Source organism: Candidatus Pelagibacter sp. Uisw_121 (assembly GCF_047722545.1).
Lineage (GTDB): Bacteria > Pseudomonadota > Alphaproteobacteria > Pelagibacterales > Pelagibacteraceae > Pelagibacter.
Window position 1 is genome coordinate 388620 of record NZ_CP159816.1, and the last position, 21488, is coordinate 410107.

2 protein-coding genes (1 of these 2 only partly in view) are annotated in these 21488 nt (G+C 36.2%); both read left to right on the forward strand.

Annotation, left to right across the window (positions count from 1 at the left end):
- Entirely contained in the window at positions 1-1713 is a 1713-nt protein-coding gene (locus ABXT52_RS02165) for a ShlB/FhaC/HecB family hemolysin secretion/activation protein (protein ID WP_415272251.1), read from the forward strand.
- Positions 1713-21488, forward strand: the 5' portion of a protein-coding gene (locus tag ABXT52_RS02170; RefSeq protein WP_415272252.1) for an autotransporter-associated beta strand repeat-containing protein. It continues 9426 nt past the right edge of the window; only the first 19776 of its 29202 coding nucleotides appear in the window; the start codon lies at positions 1713-1715; the stop codon falls past the right edge of the window. Before ABXT52_RS02165 ends, ABXT52_RS02170 begins: the two co-directional genes overlap by 1 nt.

Genomic DNA, 21488 nt, shown 5'->3' on the forward strand with positions numbered 1-21488 from the left:
ATGAAAAAAATTATTACATATTTTTTAATATCTTTCTTTATATTAGGTCATTCTGCAATGGCTGCAGCACCAAAATCTGGTGAAATTCTTCAGCAACAAGAGAATTTAAACCAAAAAAATAAGCTTCCTCAAAAAATTCCTAAGTCTCTTTTACAAAAGAAAGTAATAGAAAAACCAAAAAAGAGCAACGATCTAAAAATCTTTATTAATAAATTTAATTTTGAGGGTCAATTTAACTTAGTAACCAAAGAAGAGTTGGAAATATTAACCAAAGAATACACTAACAAAGAATTAAGCTTTGATGAAATTCAATCTGTTATTAACATAATTAATAATTTCTTTTACAAAAAAGGTCTTTTAATTTCTAGAGCAATACTTCCAAAACAAGAGGTTAAAGATGGAGTGATATTGGTAATAATCAATGAAGGAAAGCTTGATAGTGAAAAACCTTATAAAATAAAAGCAAATAATTTAAGACTTAGAGAGGCTTATATTGAAGATTATTTAAACCATGCTCTTGGAAAAGAAGTTACTCAACAAACATTAGAGAGAGCAATTTTAAATTTAAGAGATAACCCAGGATTATCAGTTATGGCTAGCCTAGAGCCGGGTGATGAAGCTGGAACATCAAGAGTAGTTATTGATGTTACTGAAGGTGAGTATTTTACATCATCTTCATCAATAGATAATTATGGTAGCAGATATACAGGAGAAAATAGAGCAACACTTCTTGGCAGTATAAATAATCTTAGTGGTTTTGGAGATCAACTTTTAGTTTCTGCCACAAAGTCAAATGAAAGTTTCAAACAAAAAAGGGTTGATTATAATTTCCCAATAGGTGCTAGTGGATTAAGAGGAGAAACATTTTTAAGTGAGCTTGATTTTAGAATTGGAAAAGAACTTGAATCTACAAAAACTTTAGGAGATGCCAAAAATTATGGTTTTAATATCAATTATCCAATTTATAGAACTGTTCCTAGAACGTTTTCAATAAGCACTGGCTACGAAAAGAAAGAACTTTATAATGAAGTAAATAAAGCAGCCACTAGTGACAAAGAAATTGAAAATCTTAAGCTAAACTTTACTTTAGAAAACATTGATAACTTTTATGGTGGTGGTTATACACAAATTAAGCCAGGAATTGTCTTTGGAGATCTAGATTTATCAAAAGTATCAAGCAGTCTAAGTAGTGATAATACTGGAGCTAGAACGAACGGCTCGTTCACTAAGTCAACATTACAAATCACTAGAATTCAAAGACTAACTGATAAAATAACTCTTAATTTTAATGGAAATATTCAAAAATCTAATAAAAACTTAGATAGCTCTGAAAAGCTTATATTAGGCGGTCCATCTGGGGTAAGGGCATATCCATCAGGCGAGGGATCTGGTGATGAGGGCTATAAATACAACCTAGACTTGAAACATTCACTTGGGAATTATGGATTGTTCCAAAATATGACTGGATCAATATTTTATGATTATGGTGAAATAGACCAATACCATGACACTACAAATTTATCTGTTAATCAAAATAATTATTCTATTTCAGGTTATGGAATTGGATTTGAGAGCAATATAGATGAACGTTTTTCATTTAAAGCATCTTACGCAAAAACACTTGGAGGAAACCCAGGTGAAGTAAGTAAAAAAGATTCAGATGGTAAAGCAGATAACTCAAGGTTTTTATTCAATATTAGTATGAAATTTTAATGATTAGAAAATTATTATTAACAACTGTCATAATTTTATTTAGTAGTTTATCTGCTAACGCAGATGCTGTAAGCAGTACTGCTCTACCAACAGATCCTGTTGTATCAAGTGGTAATGCAACCTTTAATCAAAATGCAAATCAACTAACAATAAATCAAAGTAGTAATCAACTAATAACTAATTGGTCATCATTTAATATTGGAAGAAATGCAGGTGTTGAGTTTGTACAACCGAGTGCAAGTTCATCAGCACTAAACCACGTCAACAGTTCTGATCCAAGTCATATTTATGGAACATTACAGTCTAATGGACAGGTTATTTTAATAAATCCTAATGGAGTTATCTTTAATGGTAGCGCTCGAGTGGATGTTGGATCAATTATTGCAAGTTCACTTCAAATGCAAGATGCAGATTTTTTAAACAATAATTATGTATTTGAAAAAGAGGGTGTTGCAGGAAATATAACAAACAACGGTACTATTAATGCATTTGCTGGTGGTGCTGTTGCATTAATTTCTAATAAAGTTTCAAATAATGGAACTATTAGTGCAGATCAAGGAAGTGTTGCGTTACTTTCGGGTGATAAAGTTACCTTAACTCTAAATGGTAATAGTTTAGTCTCTTATGACATTGATCAAGGTACTTTAGATTCATTTATTGAAAACAATAATGCAATTAAAGTTGGTTCAGGACAGGTTATTTTATCTGCAAAAGCATTAGAGCAAATAAGAAGTTCTGTTGTAAACAATTCTGGAACTATTGAAGCTAAAGGACTTGTAAGCTCTGGTGGTAAAATATTTTTAGAAGGTGATGAAATCACTGTTTCAAGCACTGCTAAATTAGATGCTTCTGGTAAAACGGGGGGTGGTAAAATTTTAGTTGGTGGTAGCTGGCAAAACTCAGACACAAGTATTAGACAAGCGATTAAGACAACAGTTGAAAGTGGAGCCATACTTGATGCCTCTGCAAATGAAACAAGTAATGGAGGAGAGATTGTTGCTTGGTCAGATATTAAAAATTCACAATCCTCAACTAAAGCTTATGGTACCTTTTTAGCAAAAGGAGGAGCAAGTTCTGGTGATGGTGGTCGAATTGAAACATCAGGTTATTTATTAGATGTCGATAATATCCAAGTTGATGCAAGCTCAACAAATGGTGATGCTGGATTATGGCTATTAGACCCGTATAATATAACAATTGGAACTAGTGAAAGTGGTACTTCTTATGGAAATTCTTTTACTGCAAGTGCCACATCTAACATATTAGCTTCAGATATCTCATCAGCATTAGTTAATAATAATGTCAGTATTTCAACCGGAACTGATGACTCAGGTAGTAGTGCTGGAGTTATTACAGTAAGCAACGCTATCTCAAAAGCATCGGGAGCTGAAAAAACTTTAACATTAGATGGAAACAGGAATATTGTATTAAATGCTAATATTAGTGGAGCATCAGGCTCACCCTTAAATGTAATAATTAGCACTGGCAGTGGAGCTCTTACAGGAGCTTCTAATTTAGTTCTTGAGGGTGGTGATTTAAGTATTGAAGCAGGTGGTGATGGAACTTATTCAGGTGTATTTTCAGGAGCTGGAAATCTTACAAAAACAGGTGATGGTACTCAAACTTTATCAGGAACTAATACTTATACAGGAACGACTTCAGTTGATAATGGTGTTTTAGCCATCTCTAATGCTGCAGGCTTAGGAGCAACAGATGGTGCCACAACAGTTGCGAATGCTGCTGCTTTAAATATCTCAGGTGGAATTAATGTTGCAGAAGCAATAACAATTTCAGGATCTGGTGTTAGCAATAATGGTGTAATTAGATCAACATCTGGAAACAACACGTTATCAGGTCAAATTACAATATCTGCTCATGCACAAATACAATCTGATGCAAATACTTTAACTTTAAACGTTGCATCGAGTAGTTCAATTACAGCTTCTAATAAAAACATCACTTTTGATGGTGCTGGTAACATTACAGTTGCAGATCCTATTGTAACAGGATCTGGAACACTAACTAAAACTGGATCTGGAACCTTAACATTATCAGCAGCTAATACTTATACAGGAGCAACTACTATATCTGCTGGTGTAGCCGCAATAAGCAATAATACTTCTTTCGGTACAACTGATGCTGCAACAACAATAGCATCTGGGGCTGCTTTAAATGTTTCAGGTGGAGTTACTGTAGCAGAAGCAATTACAATTAATGGAACTGGCGTATCTTCAAATGGCGCAATTAGATCAACTTCAGGAGACAATACTTTTTCAGGATTAGTCACTTTAGGAGCACATAGTGAAATCCAGTCTGATGCAAATACATTAACCTTAAATGTTTCATCAGGCAATGCAATTACTGGAACTTATAACTTAACATTTGATGGCTCTGGAGATACGACTGTAAATGATCCTATTGCAACAGGCTCTGGTACCTTAACTAAAGCTGGATCTGGAACATTACTTTTAGAAGGTACAAACACTTATACTGGAACCACAACAGTGTCTGCTGGTACACTTACAGTTTCTGGAACTTTAGCGAATACTGCATTAACTGTGAGTAGTGGAGCAACTTATGATGTTGATGCAACAGATACAATTTTATCAATAGCAGGTGCTGGTACAATTAATTTAGCAGACGCTGCCTTAACAGCTGGTGATGGTAATGACCAAACTTTTTCAGGAACTTTTGTAGGAGATGAAAAGTTTACCAAAGCGGGTGCTGGTACATTAACTTTATCTGGAAATAGCAGTAGTTTTACTGGTATTATAGCAATTAGTGCCGGTGATATATCGATTTCTAACGATAATAACCTTGGAAATCCTAACACTATTGATGCAGATAGGCTTACATTTAGTGGGGGTGATTTAGTAGTTACTGGAAATGTAACCTTAAATGCTAATAGAGGAATTACTTTATCTAATGCTGCAACCTTTACGGTACCTTCAGACACCACATTAACAATTTCAGGAATTATTACTAGTTCAGGAACCTTAAATAAAGCGGGAGCAGGTACCTTAACATTAGGTGGGATTAATACTTATTCAGGAACAACTAATATTGATGCTGGAATAGTTAGAGTTGCAAATGCATATGGTCTTGGAGCAACAGGCAATGGAACTGTTGTCGATGATGGTGCAGCATTAGAATTTTTTAATAATTCTGGAAATACCATACAATTTAGAGCTGAACCTGTAACAATTAATGGCACAGGTATTAGTAATGGTGGAGCAATTAGAAGCATTCAAGGAAATAATAAATTTTTAGGAACAATAACTATAGGTGCAGACACAAGAATTAACTCTGATACAGATAACAATCTTTTTGAAATAGCATCATCTGGAAATATTACAGGTACTGGCCTTGATATAATTTTTGGTGGTACTGGAGATATTAAAGTAGATGATCCAATAAACACTGGATCTGGCGGTAAAGTTACCAAAGATGGATCTGGAGAATTAGAAATAAGTGCAGCTAGTAACTACACAGGTTTAGTAACAGTTTCAGCTGGGACATTAACAGCAGCTAACAATACGGCACTTGGAACAATTGCAGGTGGAGTAACGGTTGCAAGTGGAGCTATATTAAACCTTAGAGAAGGAATTACAGTTGGTAACGAAGCCTTAGCATTAGTTGGTAGTACACTTACCAATGAAACAAGTGCTTCTTGGACTGCTGGCTATGGGGGAGGCAACACAAATACTTATCAGGGTGTAATTACTTTAACTGGCAATAGTACAATTAATTCTGACCATGGAACCTTAACAATAAACTCTGGTGGAAGTATAACTTCAGCAAGTAATCACAATATTACTGTAGGTGGAAGTGGAGCAATAAATATTAATGATCCAATTTCAATTGGAGCAGGTTCAATTACAAAAGTTGGTGGTGGTGTAGTTCAGTTACAACAAAATAATACATATAGTGGAGGAACTGTTTTAACAGCAGGAACTCTTGCTCCATATGCAATAGGTGCTATTGGAAGCGATATTACATTTAATGGTGGAGCAATTAGACATTACAGTACTAACACTGCAGATCTTTATGCAAAATATATTCAACCATTAAACGGAAAGTCTTGGAGAATTGATCCAGGTGGAAACACAGTAAATTATTCTAGCTCTGAAGTATTTAATGATGTTTCTGGTGGAACAAATGGTTTTGAAGTTACCGGCTCAGGAACATTGGTAATGGATGAAGCTGCAACTGCTAGCACTTACACTGGAACCACTGTTGTATCTGGAGGAACACTTCAACTAACAACTCAAAATAACAATATAGCTTCTGGACAAAATGTAACTGTAACTGGTGGTACTTTTAATATTAATGGAAGAAGTCCTATATATGGAACATTAACTGTTACGGGTGGAACTGTTTCAGGTTCAGGAACAATTTCAGCTACTGCATATCATGTAAACCCAGGTTCAGGTGGTACAGCAACTATCAGCTCAATTATTACCAATAATGGTAATGCAGCAGTAGTTACTAAATCTGGAAATGGTTTGGGTGTAGTTTCAAATACAAGCAACAGCTTTACAGGTGGAGTACTTTTAACAGGTGGAATTTATGCACCAGGTTCAGTTGCAGCACTAGGAGATCCAAATGACGGGGGTAATTCTGGAACAATTACTTTCCAAGGAGGTGCAATTAGACACTGGAGTGCAACTCAATCAGATACAAATGCTCTTTATGATAGATACGTAATTCCTCTTAATTCTTATTCTTGGAAAATAGACACTTATACCCATAACATTAATTATCAATCAGGTGATAATTTTGGAAATGCAGGTGGTCATACAGTTGGTTTTGTAAAACTTGGAAGTGGAATTTTAGAATTTGACGAAGCGGAAAGTTATTCAGGCTTAACTAAAATTGAGGGTGGTACTTTACTATTAGGTGCTAACAATATGCTTCCTTCAGGCGGTGTTACGGTATCCTCTTGTTTAACAACAGCTTGTTATACCTCAGGAAGTTTAACAGCAGCAAAATTAGATTTAGATGAGTATGACGATACAGTTGGAGCAGTTATACTTACACATGGATCTATAGTTGGAGCGGGTGGAGGAATTTTAACTGGAACGAGTTACACATTTAATCCAGCATTAGCAGATCACACAGTTACAGCATCAGCAATTTTAGCTGGAAGTGTTACCTTAACTAAATCAGGTGCAGGAACTGCAAACATGAGTGGAAATAATACTTACTCAGGTGCAACTTCAGTTACAGGTGGTGGATTATTAATTAGTCATGCAAATGCTTTAGGTGCAACGTCAGCTGGAACAACAGTTTCAAGTAATGCAGTTTTAAAACTTTCTGGTGGAATATCTTTTGCTGCTGAACCTTTAATATTAAATGGTAATGGTGCAATCAGTACCACTACTACAGTAAACGAATATACTGGAGTTTCTACAACAACAACTTCAGGAGAAAGTGGTGCTTTAAATAATGCAAGTGGAAATAATACTTACACGGGTGCAATTACAATGGCATCAAGTAGTAGAATTGAGTCTGTTGATGATACAACATTAACTATAAATGTAGCATCTGGAAATGCAATTGTTGGAGTTCACACTTTAACATTAGGTGGAGAGGGAAATATTATAATTAGTGATCCTGTCGGAGATTCTAATGGATTAGCACTAAAAAAACTTGAAGCAGGCACAGTTACACTATCTGCAGCAAACACTTACACAGGAACAACCACTGTTGAAGCGGGTACACTTAAGCTTACTGGTACATTAAGCAACAGTACTGCGGTAACAGTTACGGGAGGTACTTATGATGTTGATGCAACAGATACAGTTGCCTCTATTGCTGGAACAGGTGGAACAATTGATATAACAGGTGCGGCTCTAACTGCTGGAGGAAGTAATGCTAGCACATCATTTAGTGGTGTACTTTCTGGAGCTCAAAAATTTACTAAAACTGGTAGTGGAACTCTAACTTTAGGAGGAAATAGCTCAGGTTATACAGGTATTGTTCAAATAAATGCAGGAAGTATCAAAATTAGTGCTGACAATAACCTTGGAAATCCAAATACATCTGATGCAGATAGATTAATTTTAAATGGTGGTACTTTAGAAACAACAGGCAGTTTTACATTAAATTCTAATAGAGGAATTACTTTATCAGGTAATGGAACAATTAATACTGGCTCAGGCACAGTAGCTTATGCAGGTGTAATTGCTGGATCTAATAATTTTACTAAATCAGGATCGGGTACTTTAAACTTAACAGCAAGCAATACTTATACTGGAACAACTTTAATATCAGCTGGTACTTTAAAACTTTCAGGATCAGGTTTGTTAGCTGGTACAGCTCTTACAGTAAATAGTGGTGGAACTTATGATGTTGATGCAAGTGATACTATTGGATCAATTGCTGGTGCAGGTTCAATTGATATTGCAGGATCACAAATTTTAAACGTGGGTGGAAATAATAGCAGTACATCTTTCACTGGTGTTATTTCAGGAGCAGGAGCTTTAACTAAATCTGGGTCAGGTACTTTAACTTTATCAGGAACTAGTACTTTCACAGGAGCAACAGCAATCACAGCAGGAAAAATTGCAATTTCAAGTAATGCTGCTTTGGGTGCAACTAATGGAGCAACAACAGTTTCAAGTGGAGCTGCTTTAAGTATTTCAGGAAGTATTACAGTTGCTGAACCAATTACAATTTCAGGAACAGGAATTAGTTCTGGGGGTGCAATAGTATTTACGGGAGGAGCAAATACTTATTCTGGTGCAATCTCACTAGGGGCAACTTCAACAATCGTAAGTTCAAGTGGAACTCAAACTATTTCAGGAGCAACTAATGGTGGTCAAATATTAACCATTACAACATCAGATGATTTAGTTATCTCAGGTATAGTTGGTGGAAGCACAGAGTTAAGTTCTTACACTATAAACTCAAGTGGTGATGCAACGATTAATGTAAATGTTAAAACATCTGGCAACCAATCTTATACAGCATCAGATGGAGTTGCGCTTTCTGGAGCAAGAACATTTGAAGGTGGAACAATTACATTTGCTTCTACTACAACTGGAGATGACAATCTAACGATCACTGGTAATTTAGATGTTGATGCTGCTATTTCAGGGATTGCAGTTTTAGGTGTTAGTGGAACTTCAAACTTAGGTGCAAATGTTTCCTCAACTGGAACTCAAACTTATACAGGTGCAGTAACTTTAAGTGCAGCTGTTACTTTAACAACTACTAGTGATGTAATTACATTCTCCGATACTGTTAACAGTGCAAATAGTACAAAAAGAAATTTAACTTTAACTACAGGTAGCAGCTCAACTGAAATCAATTTCGATGGCATAGTTGGAGGATCAAATTCAGTAGGCGCAATTGCAATTACTGGAGTGTTAGATTTAAATGCAGCAATTACAGCCGCTACATCAGTTAGTGTATCAGGAACATCAAATATTGGAGCTGATGTTACAACAACAAGTACACAACTTTATGTTGGTAATTTAGTATTAAGTGCTGCAGATAGAACTTTAGAAGGGTCAACTGTTACTACTAGAGGAACTTTAACTGGAGCATATGCACTAACAGTTACGGGTAATGCGGTTTTTGGTAATAGTAGTTCTGATGATGTTGTTTTAACTGGAAGCAACAAAGCCTTAGCAGTTAGTGGAACAACTACTATTGAAACTGATACGGTTACTACATCAGGAACTCAAACTTATAGTGGAGCTGTTGTTCTTGGAAGAAATACTACTTTAACTTCCAGTGGAGATATAATTACTTTCTCAAATACAGTTAATAGTGATGGAAGCACAAATAGAAACTTAACAGTTACAACAGGTGGTAACACTGTACATATTAATTTTGATGGCATAGTTGGTGGAAGTCAAGGTGTTGGTGCGATAGCTCTTACAGGAGTTTTAGATTTAAATGCAGCAATTGCTGATGCAAACTCTTTAACAGTTAGTGGTGTTTCACTTCTTGATGCTGATATTACAACATCGGGTACACAAACATATTCAGCTGCAATAACTTTAGGAACAGCTGCTAGAACTTTAGAAGGTTCAACAATTCAGACAACAACTATTAATGGTGCACAAAATTTAGCAATCACAGGTAATTTGGATCTTAACGGTATCATTGGTGGATCAAATGCAATCGGTGTGTTTAGTGTTAGTGGAACTTCTAACCTAGGTGCTAACGTTACAACAACGGGTACACAAACTTATTCAGGTGCAGTAACCTTAAGCACTAACGCTACTTTAACATCTTCTAGTGATAACTTCACATTCTCAAGTACCGTTGACAGTGATAGTTCAACTCGTAACTTAACATTAAGTGCTGGATCGGGAACAATTGGAATTACTAATGCAATTGGTGGAAATGCTGCCTTAGGTACTTTAACTATAACACAATCAGGTGGAGTTACTTTTTCTGGTTCAGTTAACTCAGCAACGGTTACATTAACTGATACAACAGGCAGTGTAACTTTTGCAAGTAACACTACACTTACAACTTTAAATACTGCGTCTCAGGATTACAACGTTATCTTTAATGGTACAGCAAATACTATTACTAATGCAGTTACATTCTCAAACACAGGTGCAATTACATTTGGTAATGCAAGTGGCGATAGCTCAACATTTAATGGTGGACTAACAACAACTGCTCCAAGTCAAATAAATCTTGGAGGAACACTTCAAACTTCAAATGATGAGATGTCATTAGGAGATAGTAATACAGCAATTGTGCTTGTCGCAAATTCAGTTTTAAATACTGGAAGTGCTGCACTTACAGTTAATGCAACAGTTAATGGTGGTTATACTTTAACTTTAAACTCTACGGATGCGACGACATTTGCTGGAATTATTGGTGGATCAACAGCTCTTACAGGAATTACAACAAACTCAGATGGAACAGTAGTATTTAACACAACAGCTATTACAACGGATGGAGATCAAACTTACAATGATGCTGCAACAATTGGTGGCAATATTACATTTACAACAACAGGTGATGATCTTGTTTTTGCAAGTACAGTTAACAGTGTTAGCTCAACTAAAACTTTAGATATCGTAGCAGGTGCTGGTAATACTACATTTTCAGGCACTGTTGGTGGATCTGAAGCTTTAGGAAATACGACAATTGGCACAGCAATTTTAACAGTTGGTGCAATTAAAGTTCAAGGAACTTTAGCAATTACTAATAGTGGAACAAGTACAATTACTGGAATAATTAGTGATGGTGACAGTGCTGCAATACTTACAAAAGCAGGAGCTGGTACTTTAACTTTATCAGGAGACAATACTTACACAGGTGCAACAACAGTTAATGCTGGTGTACTTGCTATAACTCATGCGGATGCTTTAGGGGGAACAAGTGGAGCAACAACAGTTGCAAATAATGCAGCTTTAAATATTTCAGGTGGTATCACAACTGCAGCTGAAGGAATTACAATTTCAGGAACAGGTGTTTCTAATAGAGGAGCAATAAGAAATATATCAGGTGATAACGTTATTGCAGGACAAATCACAATTGCAGCTCATACTGAAATAGCATCAGACTCAGGTACACTAACTTTAAATATTTCATCAGGAAGTTCAATAACTGCTTCTAACAAAAATGTAACCTTTGATGGAGCGGGTAATATTACAGTTGCAGACCCAATAGCAACTGGTTCAGGAACTTTAACTAAATCAGGATCTGGTACTTTAACTTTATCAGCTGCTAATACTTATACAGGAGCTTCTACAATTTCTGATGGTGTTTTAATAGCTACCAATGCAACAAGTCTTGGAACAACAGATGGAGCAACAACAATTGCAAATGGTGCTGAATTAAAAATTTCAGGTGGAATTAATATTGGAGAAGCAATTACAGTAAACGGAGAGGGCGAATCATCTACTGGTGCAATTAGAAGTACATCAGGTAATAACACTTTATCAGGATTAATTACCTTAGGTAGTACCACAGCTATTCAATCTGATGATGATACTTTAACTTTAGATGTTTCAACAGGTAATGCAATTACAGGAAGTCAAACACTTAAAATTAGAGGTCAGGGTAATATTACTATTAGCGATCCTGTCGCAATAGGAAGTGCAACTCTTTATAAATATAACACTGGAACTTTAACTCTTACAGGAACAAATACACAAAGCAGAAGTTATATTTCTGGTGGAGTTTTAAGTGTTAATCAAGATAGAGCTTTAGGAGCTGTACCAGGATCTACAGATTCTAATAATATTACAATAAATGGTGGTACTTTAAAAACTACTGCAAGCTTTACAATAAATACTAAAAGAGGAATTCAATTAGATGCATCCAACTCTACTATTAATGTAGATGCTAGTACTACTCTTACTTATGCAGGAATTATAGACCACCAAGGTAGTGAAACTAATAATGGTTATACAAAATCAGGTGGTGGAACTTTTGCTTTAAGTGGTGATAGTACTTATAGTGGAGTAACAACAATTTCGGCAGGTGTAATAACAATTGCACATGCTGGTAGTTTAGGATCTACTTCAGGCGCTACTTCAATTACTTCAGGAGCTGCTTTAAGTATTTCAGGTGGGATTACAGTAGCTGAGCCAATAACTGTAAACGGTACAGGTGTTTCATCAGGTGGAGCTATTGTATTTACTGCAAATGATAACACTTATTCAGGTGCAATTACTTTAGGTTCTACCTCAACTATAGTTAGTACTGGTGGTGCTCAAACAATTTCAGCAACAGTTAATGGTGGTCAAGCTCTAACAATTACAGCTAATGGTAACTTAATTATTTCTGGTGCAGTTGGTGGAAGTACAGACTTAAGTTCTTATGTGGTTACAACAACAGGTTCTGCATCTCAAACATTTAGCGCAAACGTTGAAACTACAGGAAACCAAACTTATACAGCAGCAGGTGGAATAGTCACTAGTGGTGCTAGAACTTTTGATAGTTCTAGTGGAACTGTAAACTTTGCATCAGCTTTAAGTGGAAATAATAATGTAACTGTTACAGGTAACGCAGACATTGATGGTGCAATAACTGATATAGCCGTCCTATCAATTAGTGGAACTTCTAATGTTGGGGCAGACATTACAACATCAGGAACTCAAACATATACAGGTGCGGTTACTTTAAGTGCTGATGTAACATTAACTTCTTCAAATGATGTTATTACATTTTCAAGCACAATTAATAGTGATGGTACTGCTCGTGACTTAACTTTAGCACCAGGATCAGGAAATATTGTAATTTCAAATACTATTGGTGGATCAGCGAATTTAGATGTTTTAACTATTAACACAACGGGTACAGCTTCTTTCACAGCTGTTAATGCTGCAGGAGTAGTTATTACTCAATCAGGTGGATCAAGTTTCTCAGGGGCACTAGCAGTTACAACTGTAACACTAACGGACACTGCAGATGCTGCAAGTGTAACCTTTAATGGTAACGCAACCATTACAACTTTAAACACAGCTGGCCAAGCATACAATGTAGTCTTTAATGGTGCTTCAAATACAATTACTAATGCAGTTACGTTCTCAAATACTGGATTTGTAACTTTAGGAAATGGAAGTTCTGATAGTATAACATTTACAGCAGGAGTTACAGCTGAAGCACCTAGTTCAGTAAATGTTGCAGGATCTGTTAAAGCCTCTAATACAGCAACTATAACTTTAGGAGATAGTGGCACAGGAATTTCAGTTACAGCAAATGCTACAATTGGTGATACCTCAACGGGTAACATTACTTTAGGTGGTGATGCAACTTTAGCAGATGGTGTAACCTTAACTCTTGGTAGAACAGGGACAACAAATACAATAAGCACACAAGACATAGTAGGAACTGCAAGTAGTTCAGATTCAAATTTAACAATTTCAACAAACTCAACAACTACAATTAATGGGAATATAGGAACAGATTTTGGTACAATTCAATTATATGGAACAGCAACTACATTTATTGGAACAGTTTCAACTCAAAACTTTATTCATTTAAGAAATACTGCAACATTTAAAAATAATGTAACTGTCTCATCAAGTAAATATATAAAGATGATGGCTTCATCTACAATGATTGTAGCTACAGCTAGTTCTGCTGCAGACATAACAATTAATGCTAGGGTGCATGCAGAACACCAAAATAATAGCAGTACTCTTCAAATAACAAATACTGGAAGTGGTGATGATTCAACGGTATTTAGTGGTGCAAATGGTATTACAAATGTTCAAACAATCGATGTTGACCAAGATACATGGTTTAATACACCAATTTCGACTGTTGCGGTCATTGATGTTGCTGCAGGCAAAACTGCCTCTTTTTATAAAGATGTAGCAGCCACTAACATTAATGCACATAATAATGCAGTATTAAACTTTATTCAAACTGACACACATACAGTTTCATCAGCAATTAATAATTCAGACTCAGGTACAGTTACGGTATCAGTTTACAATTCAGTAAACCAAGAAGCACCATCTGCTGTAACTTTTTCAAGTGCAACAATTGAAGCAACAACACTTAATGTTGGAAAACAATACTATGGAGGTCATGCAATATTTACTCATAGCGATGGACTTGAAGTAGCCACTATAAATGTAATTGGTGGTAGTTTAATTAACGTAGAAGACTCAGTTTTACAAGTTAACTATAATGTAACTGCTTCCTCAGCATTAAATTTAGATGACAATGAAGCTGATGCAATAATAATTTTTGGTGGAGATAACAATGTAACTATTAGTGCCGTTGTAACACCAGCTGCAGCAGGCGAAGGTACAATTAGAATTACAGGTGGAACAAAAACTTTCTCAGCAATAATTGGCGGAACAAGAATTAAAAATTTAGATATTGATGACACTGCAATATTTAATGCAAACGTTACAACAACAACTTTAACAAGTGCTTCTGCAAATTATGACATTACATTTAATGCAAACCTGACAGTTACTAGTACTACAACATTCTCAAACACTGGAACAGTTACGTTTGGTGATGCTACAGGAGATACATTCACATTTACTGGTGGAATAACAGCAACTGCACCAGGAGTTATAGCTGTTGTAACAAATGGAATTACTGCAGCAGGAAGTGCGGTAATTAATTTAGGTGCAACTTCAGTTACATTTGCAAATACTGCAACAGTTGGTGGGACTTCAACGGGTGCAATTACACTAGGTGATACAACGTTAGCAAATGGTGTTACTCTTACTGTTGGAACTGGAAGAGGTAATGCAATTACTTTAAATGCTGTTTCGGGTACTGCAGGTGGCTCCACATCTAATTTAACTTTAAATTCAACAGGTGCTCTTAACTTAAGTGATACTTTAGGAACAGATCTTGGAACTGTAACTATTACACAATCAGCTGGAGTAACATTTAGTACAATATCAATTGCAACAGTTGCCTTAACAGATACTTCAGGAGATGTTACTTTTAATGGTAATGTTACATTAACATCTTTAACTACCGCATCTCAAGATTACAATGTAATCTTTAATGGTTCATCTAATACAATTACTAATGCAGTTACATTCTCTAACTCAGGAACATTAACTTTTGGTAATGGAAGTGGTGACAGCTCAACATTTAATGCTGGCCTTACAACAACTGCACCAAGTCAAATAAATATTGGTGGAACTTTACAAACTTCAAATGATGCGATGTCATTAGGAGATAGTGATACAGCAATTGTTCTTGTTGCAAACACAACCTTAAATACTGGAAGTGCAGCTTTAACCTTAAATGCTACAGTTAATGGTGGTTACACTTTAACTCTAAACTCTACAGATGCGACGACATTTGCTGGAGTTGTTGGTGGATCAACAGCTCTTACAGGAATTAATACAAATGCTAGTGGAACGGTAGTCTTTAACACAACAGCAATCGAAACCAATGGGGACCAACTTTATAGAGAAAACGCTACAATTGGTGGGAATATCACCTTCACAACAGGTGATAATGATCTTACTTTCTCAGGTACAGTTAACAGTGTTAGCTCAACTAAAACTTTAGACATTGTTGCAGGATCAGGTGATGTAACATTCTCAGGAACAGTTGGTGGATCTGAAGCTTTAGGAAATATGACAATTGGTGTTGCTGGATTAACAGCTGGTGCAATTAAAGTTCAAGGAACTTTAGGTATTACAAACAGTGCAGCAAGTTCAATCACTGGAATAATTAGTAACGGTGACAGTGCTGCAATACTTACAAAAGCAGGAGCTGGGACTTTAACTCTATCTGGAGATAATACTTACACAGGTGCAACAACAGTTAGTGCAGGTATCTTGTCTATAACTCATGCAGATAGTTTGGGTGCAACAAATGGTGCAACAACAGTTGCAAGTGGTGCTTCTTTACAACTTTCAAATGCAATTAATGTTGCTGATGCAATTACTATTTCAGGAACGGGTATTTCTAACAACGGTGCGATTAGATCAACTTCAGGAAATAATACTTTATCTGGATTAATTACAGTAGCAGCTAATATGGAAATTCAAACAGACGCAGATACATTAACTTTAAATGTTTCATCTGGAAATTCAATTACTGCTTCTAATAAAAATATTATTTTAGCTGGAAATGGTAACACTGTTGTAGCTGACCCTATAGCAATTGGATCTGGAACATTAACTAAAGGTGGTAATGGAACTGTAACTTTATCAGGAACAAATACGTATACAGGTGCTACTACAATTTCTAATGGTGTTCTAATAGCTACTAATGCAAATTCTTTAGGTACAACAGATGGAGCAACAACAATTGCAAATGGTGCTGTTTTACAAATTTCAGGTGGAATTAATATTGGCGATGCAATAAATCTTACTGGAACAGGCGAGGATCTTGCAGGTGGAATTAGATCTACATCTGGAAATAATACTTTATCAGGTCTAATTACTTTAGGTGGAACAAGTGAAATTGCTGCTGATGATGATACTTTAACTTTAAATGTTTCATCAGGTGCTGCATTAACTGGTACAAATAGAACAATAAAATTTGATGGATCAGGTAACATTACAGTTAACGATCCTATTACAACAGGATCTGGAGTAGTAAACAAAGGTGGATCTGGTACTTTAACTTTATCAGCTGCTAATACTTACACTGGTGCAACTAATATTACGATGGGTTATGTTGCAATCTCTAATGCAACAGGTCTTGGTACAACTGATGGAGCAACAACAGTTGCAAGTGGCGCTACATTAAAAATTTCAGGTGGAATTACAGTTGCAGAAGCCATTACTCTTAATGGTGTTGGAAGATCATCTTCTGGTGCAATAGCATTTACTGCAAATGATAACACTTATTCAGGTGCAATTACTTTAGGTTCTACCTCAACTATAGTTAGTACTGGTGGTGCTCAAACAATTTCAGGAGCAGTTAATGGTGGTTATGGCTTAACAATTACAGCCAATGGTAATTTAGTTATTTCTGGTGCAGTTGGTGGAAGTACAGATTTAAGCTCTTATGCAGTTACAACAACAGGTTCTGCATCTCAAACCTTTAGTGCAAATGTTGAAACTACAGGCAACCAAACTTATACAGCAGCGGGTGGAATAGTTACTAGTGGTGCTAGAACTTTTGATAGTTCGGGTGGAACAGTTAATTTTGCATCAGCTTTAAGTGGAGATAATAATGTAACTGTAACAGGTAACGCAGACATTGATGGTGCAATAACTGATATAGCTGTTCTATCAATAACAGGAACTGCTAATATTGGTGCAGATATAACATCAAGCGATACTCAGACATATGGTAATGCTGTAACTTTAAGTGCTAACGTTACTTTAACAACAAGTAGTGATGTGGTTACTTTTGATAGCACAGTTAATAGTGACGGTTCAACTAGAAACCTAACAATTGCTACAGGTGGAAACTCAACAGAAATTAATTTTGATGGTGTAGTTGGTGGATCAGCAGCAGTTGGTGCAATAACTATTACAGGTGCTCTTGATCTTAATGCACCAATTACAAGCGCAACATCTTTAAGCGTTAGTGGTGTATCTAACTTAGGTGCAAACGTTACAACATCAGGCACTCAAACTTATTTAGCTGCAACAACATTAAGTGGTGGTGCTAGAACTTTACAAGGTTCAACAATTCAAACTGTTGCAGTTAGTGGTGCACAAAATTTAACAATCACTGGTAACCTAGATTTAAATGGAGCCATCACTCAAGTTGCAGTGTTTGCAGTTAGTGGAACAACTGACTTAGGTGCAAATGTTACAACAACTGGTACACAAACATATTCAGGTGCAGTAACTATTTCTGGATCAACAGTTACTAGAACTTTAACTACTTCAGCAGATACAATTACTTTTTCAAATACATTAAATAGTTCAGCATCAGCTGGTAATCATTTAACTTTTGGATCAAACACAGGAACAGCAACATTTACAGGAGCAGTAGGTGGAGCAACTAATGGAACGTTAGGAACAATCACTAATATTGCGTCACAAACATTAATATTCTCTGATGCAGTTACAGCAACAACGATTGCAAACTATGGTACATTATTATTTAACGCAACTTCAGCTAAAACAATATCTTCCAATATTACTGATAACAACACTACCGTTCTTCAAGTTATCAATAGTGCAGACAACGCTCCTGAAATTATTACTTTCTCAGGCAACATTGTTGCAGACACAATAACAATTGGAACAACTGCTAAAGCTGGTTCTGCTTTATTTAATGGTACAGTTACACATTCAGGTACTTCAAATATTAACATCGTAGGTGGAAATGCTGCTGCCGAAGACTCGTTAGCAAACTTTGCAAACACAGTTACAGTTAGTGCAATCACATTAGATGATAGAACAGGGGATGCTACTGCTACATTCTCAGGAAGTTCAAAAACAATTACTGGAACCATTAATGGTGTGGGTGCTACAGAAGGAACTGTCACAGTTACGGGAACACCTACATTTGCAAGTACTATTGGAAATTCCAACCGAACAGCACAATTAACTATTGGTGGAGCAACAACATTTGAAGCAGCAGTTCAAACCGCAGCATTAACAACAACTGCAGCGATATCTGGTGGTACAACTTTAAATGTATCAACCACTTCTAATTTAGGTGGTAATGTTACGACATCAGGGGCACAAACTTATACAGGTGCAGTAACTTTATCAGGTGGAGCAAGAACACTACAAGGTTCAACTATCACAACTCAAGGAACATTAGCTGGTGGAACTCAAAATTTAATCATTACAGGTAATGCAGTATTTGGAAATGGAACTACAGATAGAATTACTGGTGTTGGAACACTAAGTGTTAGTGGTAACACAACTATTCATACAGATGCAATTACTACATCTGGAACACAAACTTATGGAGATGCAACATCAGATGCAATTGTAATTGGAACCGCAACTACATTAACAACTTCTGATGATCAAATTACTTTTAAAGGTACAGTTAATAGTGAGGGTTCTGAAACTAATAATTTAACATTAGTAGTAGGTACTTCTGAAGTGGAGTTTGATGCAACAGTGGGTGGAGGAAGAACTTTAGGAGCAATTGCAATTACGGGTGCTTTGGATCTTGATGCAGTAATTACAGCTGCAACTTCTTTATCTGTATCTACGACTTCAAACTTAGGAGCAAGTGTTACAACAGCTGATACTCAAACATACACAGGTGCAGTAACGTTAAGTGCTGATGTTGCTCTTACAACTACTAATGATCAATTTTCATTTGGTAGCACAGTACAAAGTGATGGCACTGCTCGTGACTTAACTTTAAATTCAGGAAATGCTACAATAACTATTACAGGTGCAATTGGTGGTAACAGTAAACCTCTAGATGTTTTAACTATTACTCAATCAGGTGGAACAACATTCTCAGGTGCAGTTAATGCAGACACAGTTACTTTAACAGATACAACAGGCAGTGTAACGTTTGCTGGAAGTGTGGACCTTGAAACATTAAATACCGCCGACCAAACTTATAATGTAATCTTAAATGGTGATTCAAATGCAATTACTGATGCTGTTACTTTCTCAAACACAGGATATGTAACTTTAGTTAGTGGAGGAGACACTTCAGTATTTACAGGTGGTGTAACTGCAGCTATTCCAAGTCAAATTAATATCGGTGGAACTGTACAATCAACTAATACTGCTATCGTTCTAGGAGCGTCTGGATCTCATGTAATAGTATTAACTGCTAACTCAACTATTTCTGGAAATACTTCTGGAGCAATTTCTTTAAATGGAACGGTTAATGGTGCTTACACTTTAACTTTAAATACAACAGCAGCTACAACTTTTGCAGCAACTGTTGGTAATAGTGCACCACTTACAGCAATTACAACTAACTCAGGTGGAACTGTTGTCTTTAATACAACAGCAATTGAAACAAATGGTAATCAAGTTTATGGTGAAAATGCTACATTAGGTGGCAATATTACTTTCACAACAGGTGATAATGATCTTACTTTCTCAGGCACACTTATTAGTGATAGCACAACTAGAACTTTAGACATTGTTGCAGGATCAGGTGATACAACATTCTCCGATGCAGTTGGTGGATCAGCAGCCTTAGGAAATACTACAATTGGTACAGCTGCATTAGACGCAACTGCTATTAAAGTTCAAGGAACTCTAGCAATTACTAATAGTGGTGCAGGGGCAATTACAGGCATAATTAGCAATGGTTCTTCTGCTGCAATAATTACAAAAGCTGGAGCTGGCACTTTAACATTATCAGGAGATAATACTTATACAGGTGCAACAACAGTTAACGCAGGTGTGCTTGCTATAACTCACGCTGATGCTTTAGGTGGAACTGGTGGAGCAACAACAATTGCCGATGGTGCTGCTTTAAATATTTCAGGTGGTATCACAACTACAGCTGAAGGAATTACAATTTCAGGAACAGGTATTTCTTCAACTGGTGTAATTAGAAATACATCTGGAAATAACACTTATTCAGGTGCAATAACCTTAGGTGCAAATAGTGAAATTCAATCTGATTCTGGCACTTTAACTTTAAATGTTGGATCAGGAAGTGCAATTGCAGCTTCAAATAAAAACTTAACTTTTGATGGAGCAGGCAATGTTACAGTTGCAGACCGAATAGCAACTGGATCAGGTACATTAACTAAAACTGGAAATGGAACTTTAACATTATCAGCTGCTAACACTTATACAGGAGCTACAACAATCTCTGATGGTACTTTAGCAATTTCAAACGCAACAGGCCTTGGAACAACTGATGCTGCAACAACTGTTGCTTCAGGTGGATCATTAAGTATTTCAGGTGGTATTACAGTTGCTGAAGCAATTACAATTAATGGTACAGGTCATTCAAGTGGTGGTGCAATAATCTTTACTGCAAATAACAATACTTATTCAGGTGCAATAACACTGGGTGCAACTTCAACAATCGTAAGTACTGGTGGAGCACAAACAATTTCAGCAACAACAAATGGTGGTAACGGTTTAACTATCACTGCTGATGGTAATTTAGTAATTTCAGGTATTGTTGGTGGAAGTACTGAGTTAACTACTTATGCAGTAACAACAACTGGATCAGCCTCACAAACCTTTAGTGCTAATGTTACAACAACAGGTAACCAAACTTACACTGCAGCAGGTGGAATTGTAACTAGTGGTGCTAGAACATTTGAAGGAGATACAATTAATTTCGCATCTGCTTTAAGTGGAGATAACAATGTAACTGTTACAGGTAACGCAGACATTGATGGTGCAGTAACAAGTATTGCAGTTTTAAGTGTAAGTGGCACCTCTAACATTGGGGCAGACATTACAACATCTGGCACTCAAACTTATACAGAT

Excerpts from the sequence above, each read along its gene's own strand:
- ABXT52_RS02165 (WP_415272251.1), top strand. The coding sequence starts at position 1 with ATGAAAAAAATTATTACATATTTTTTAATATCTTTCTTTATATTAGGT.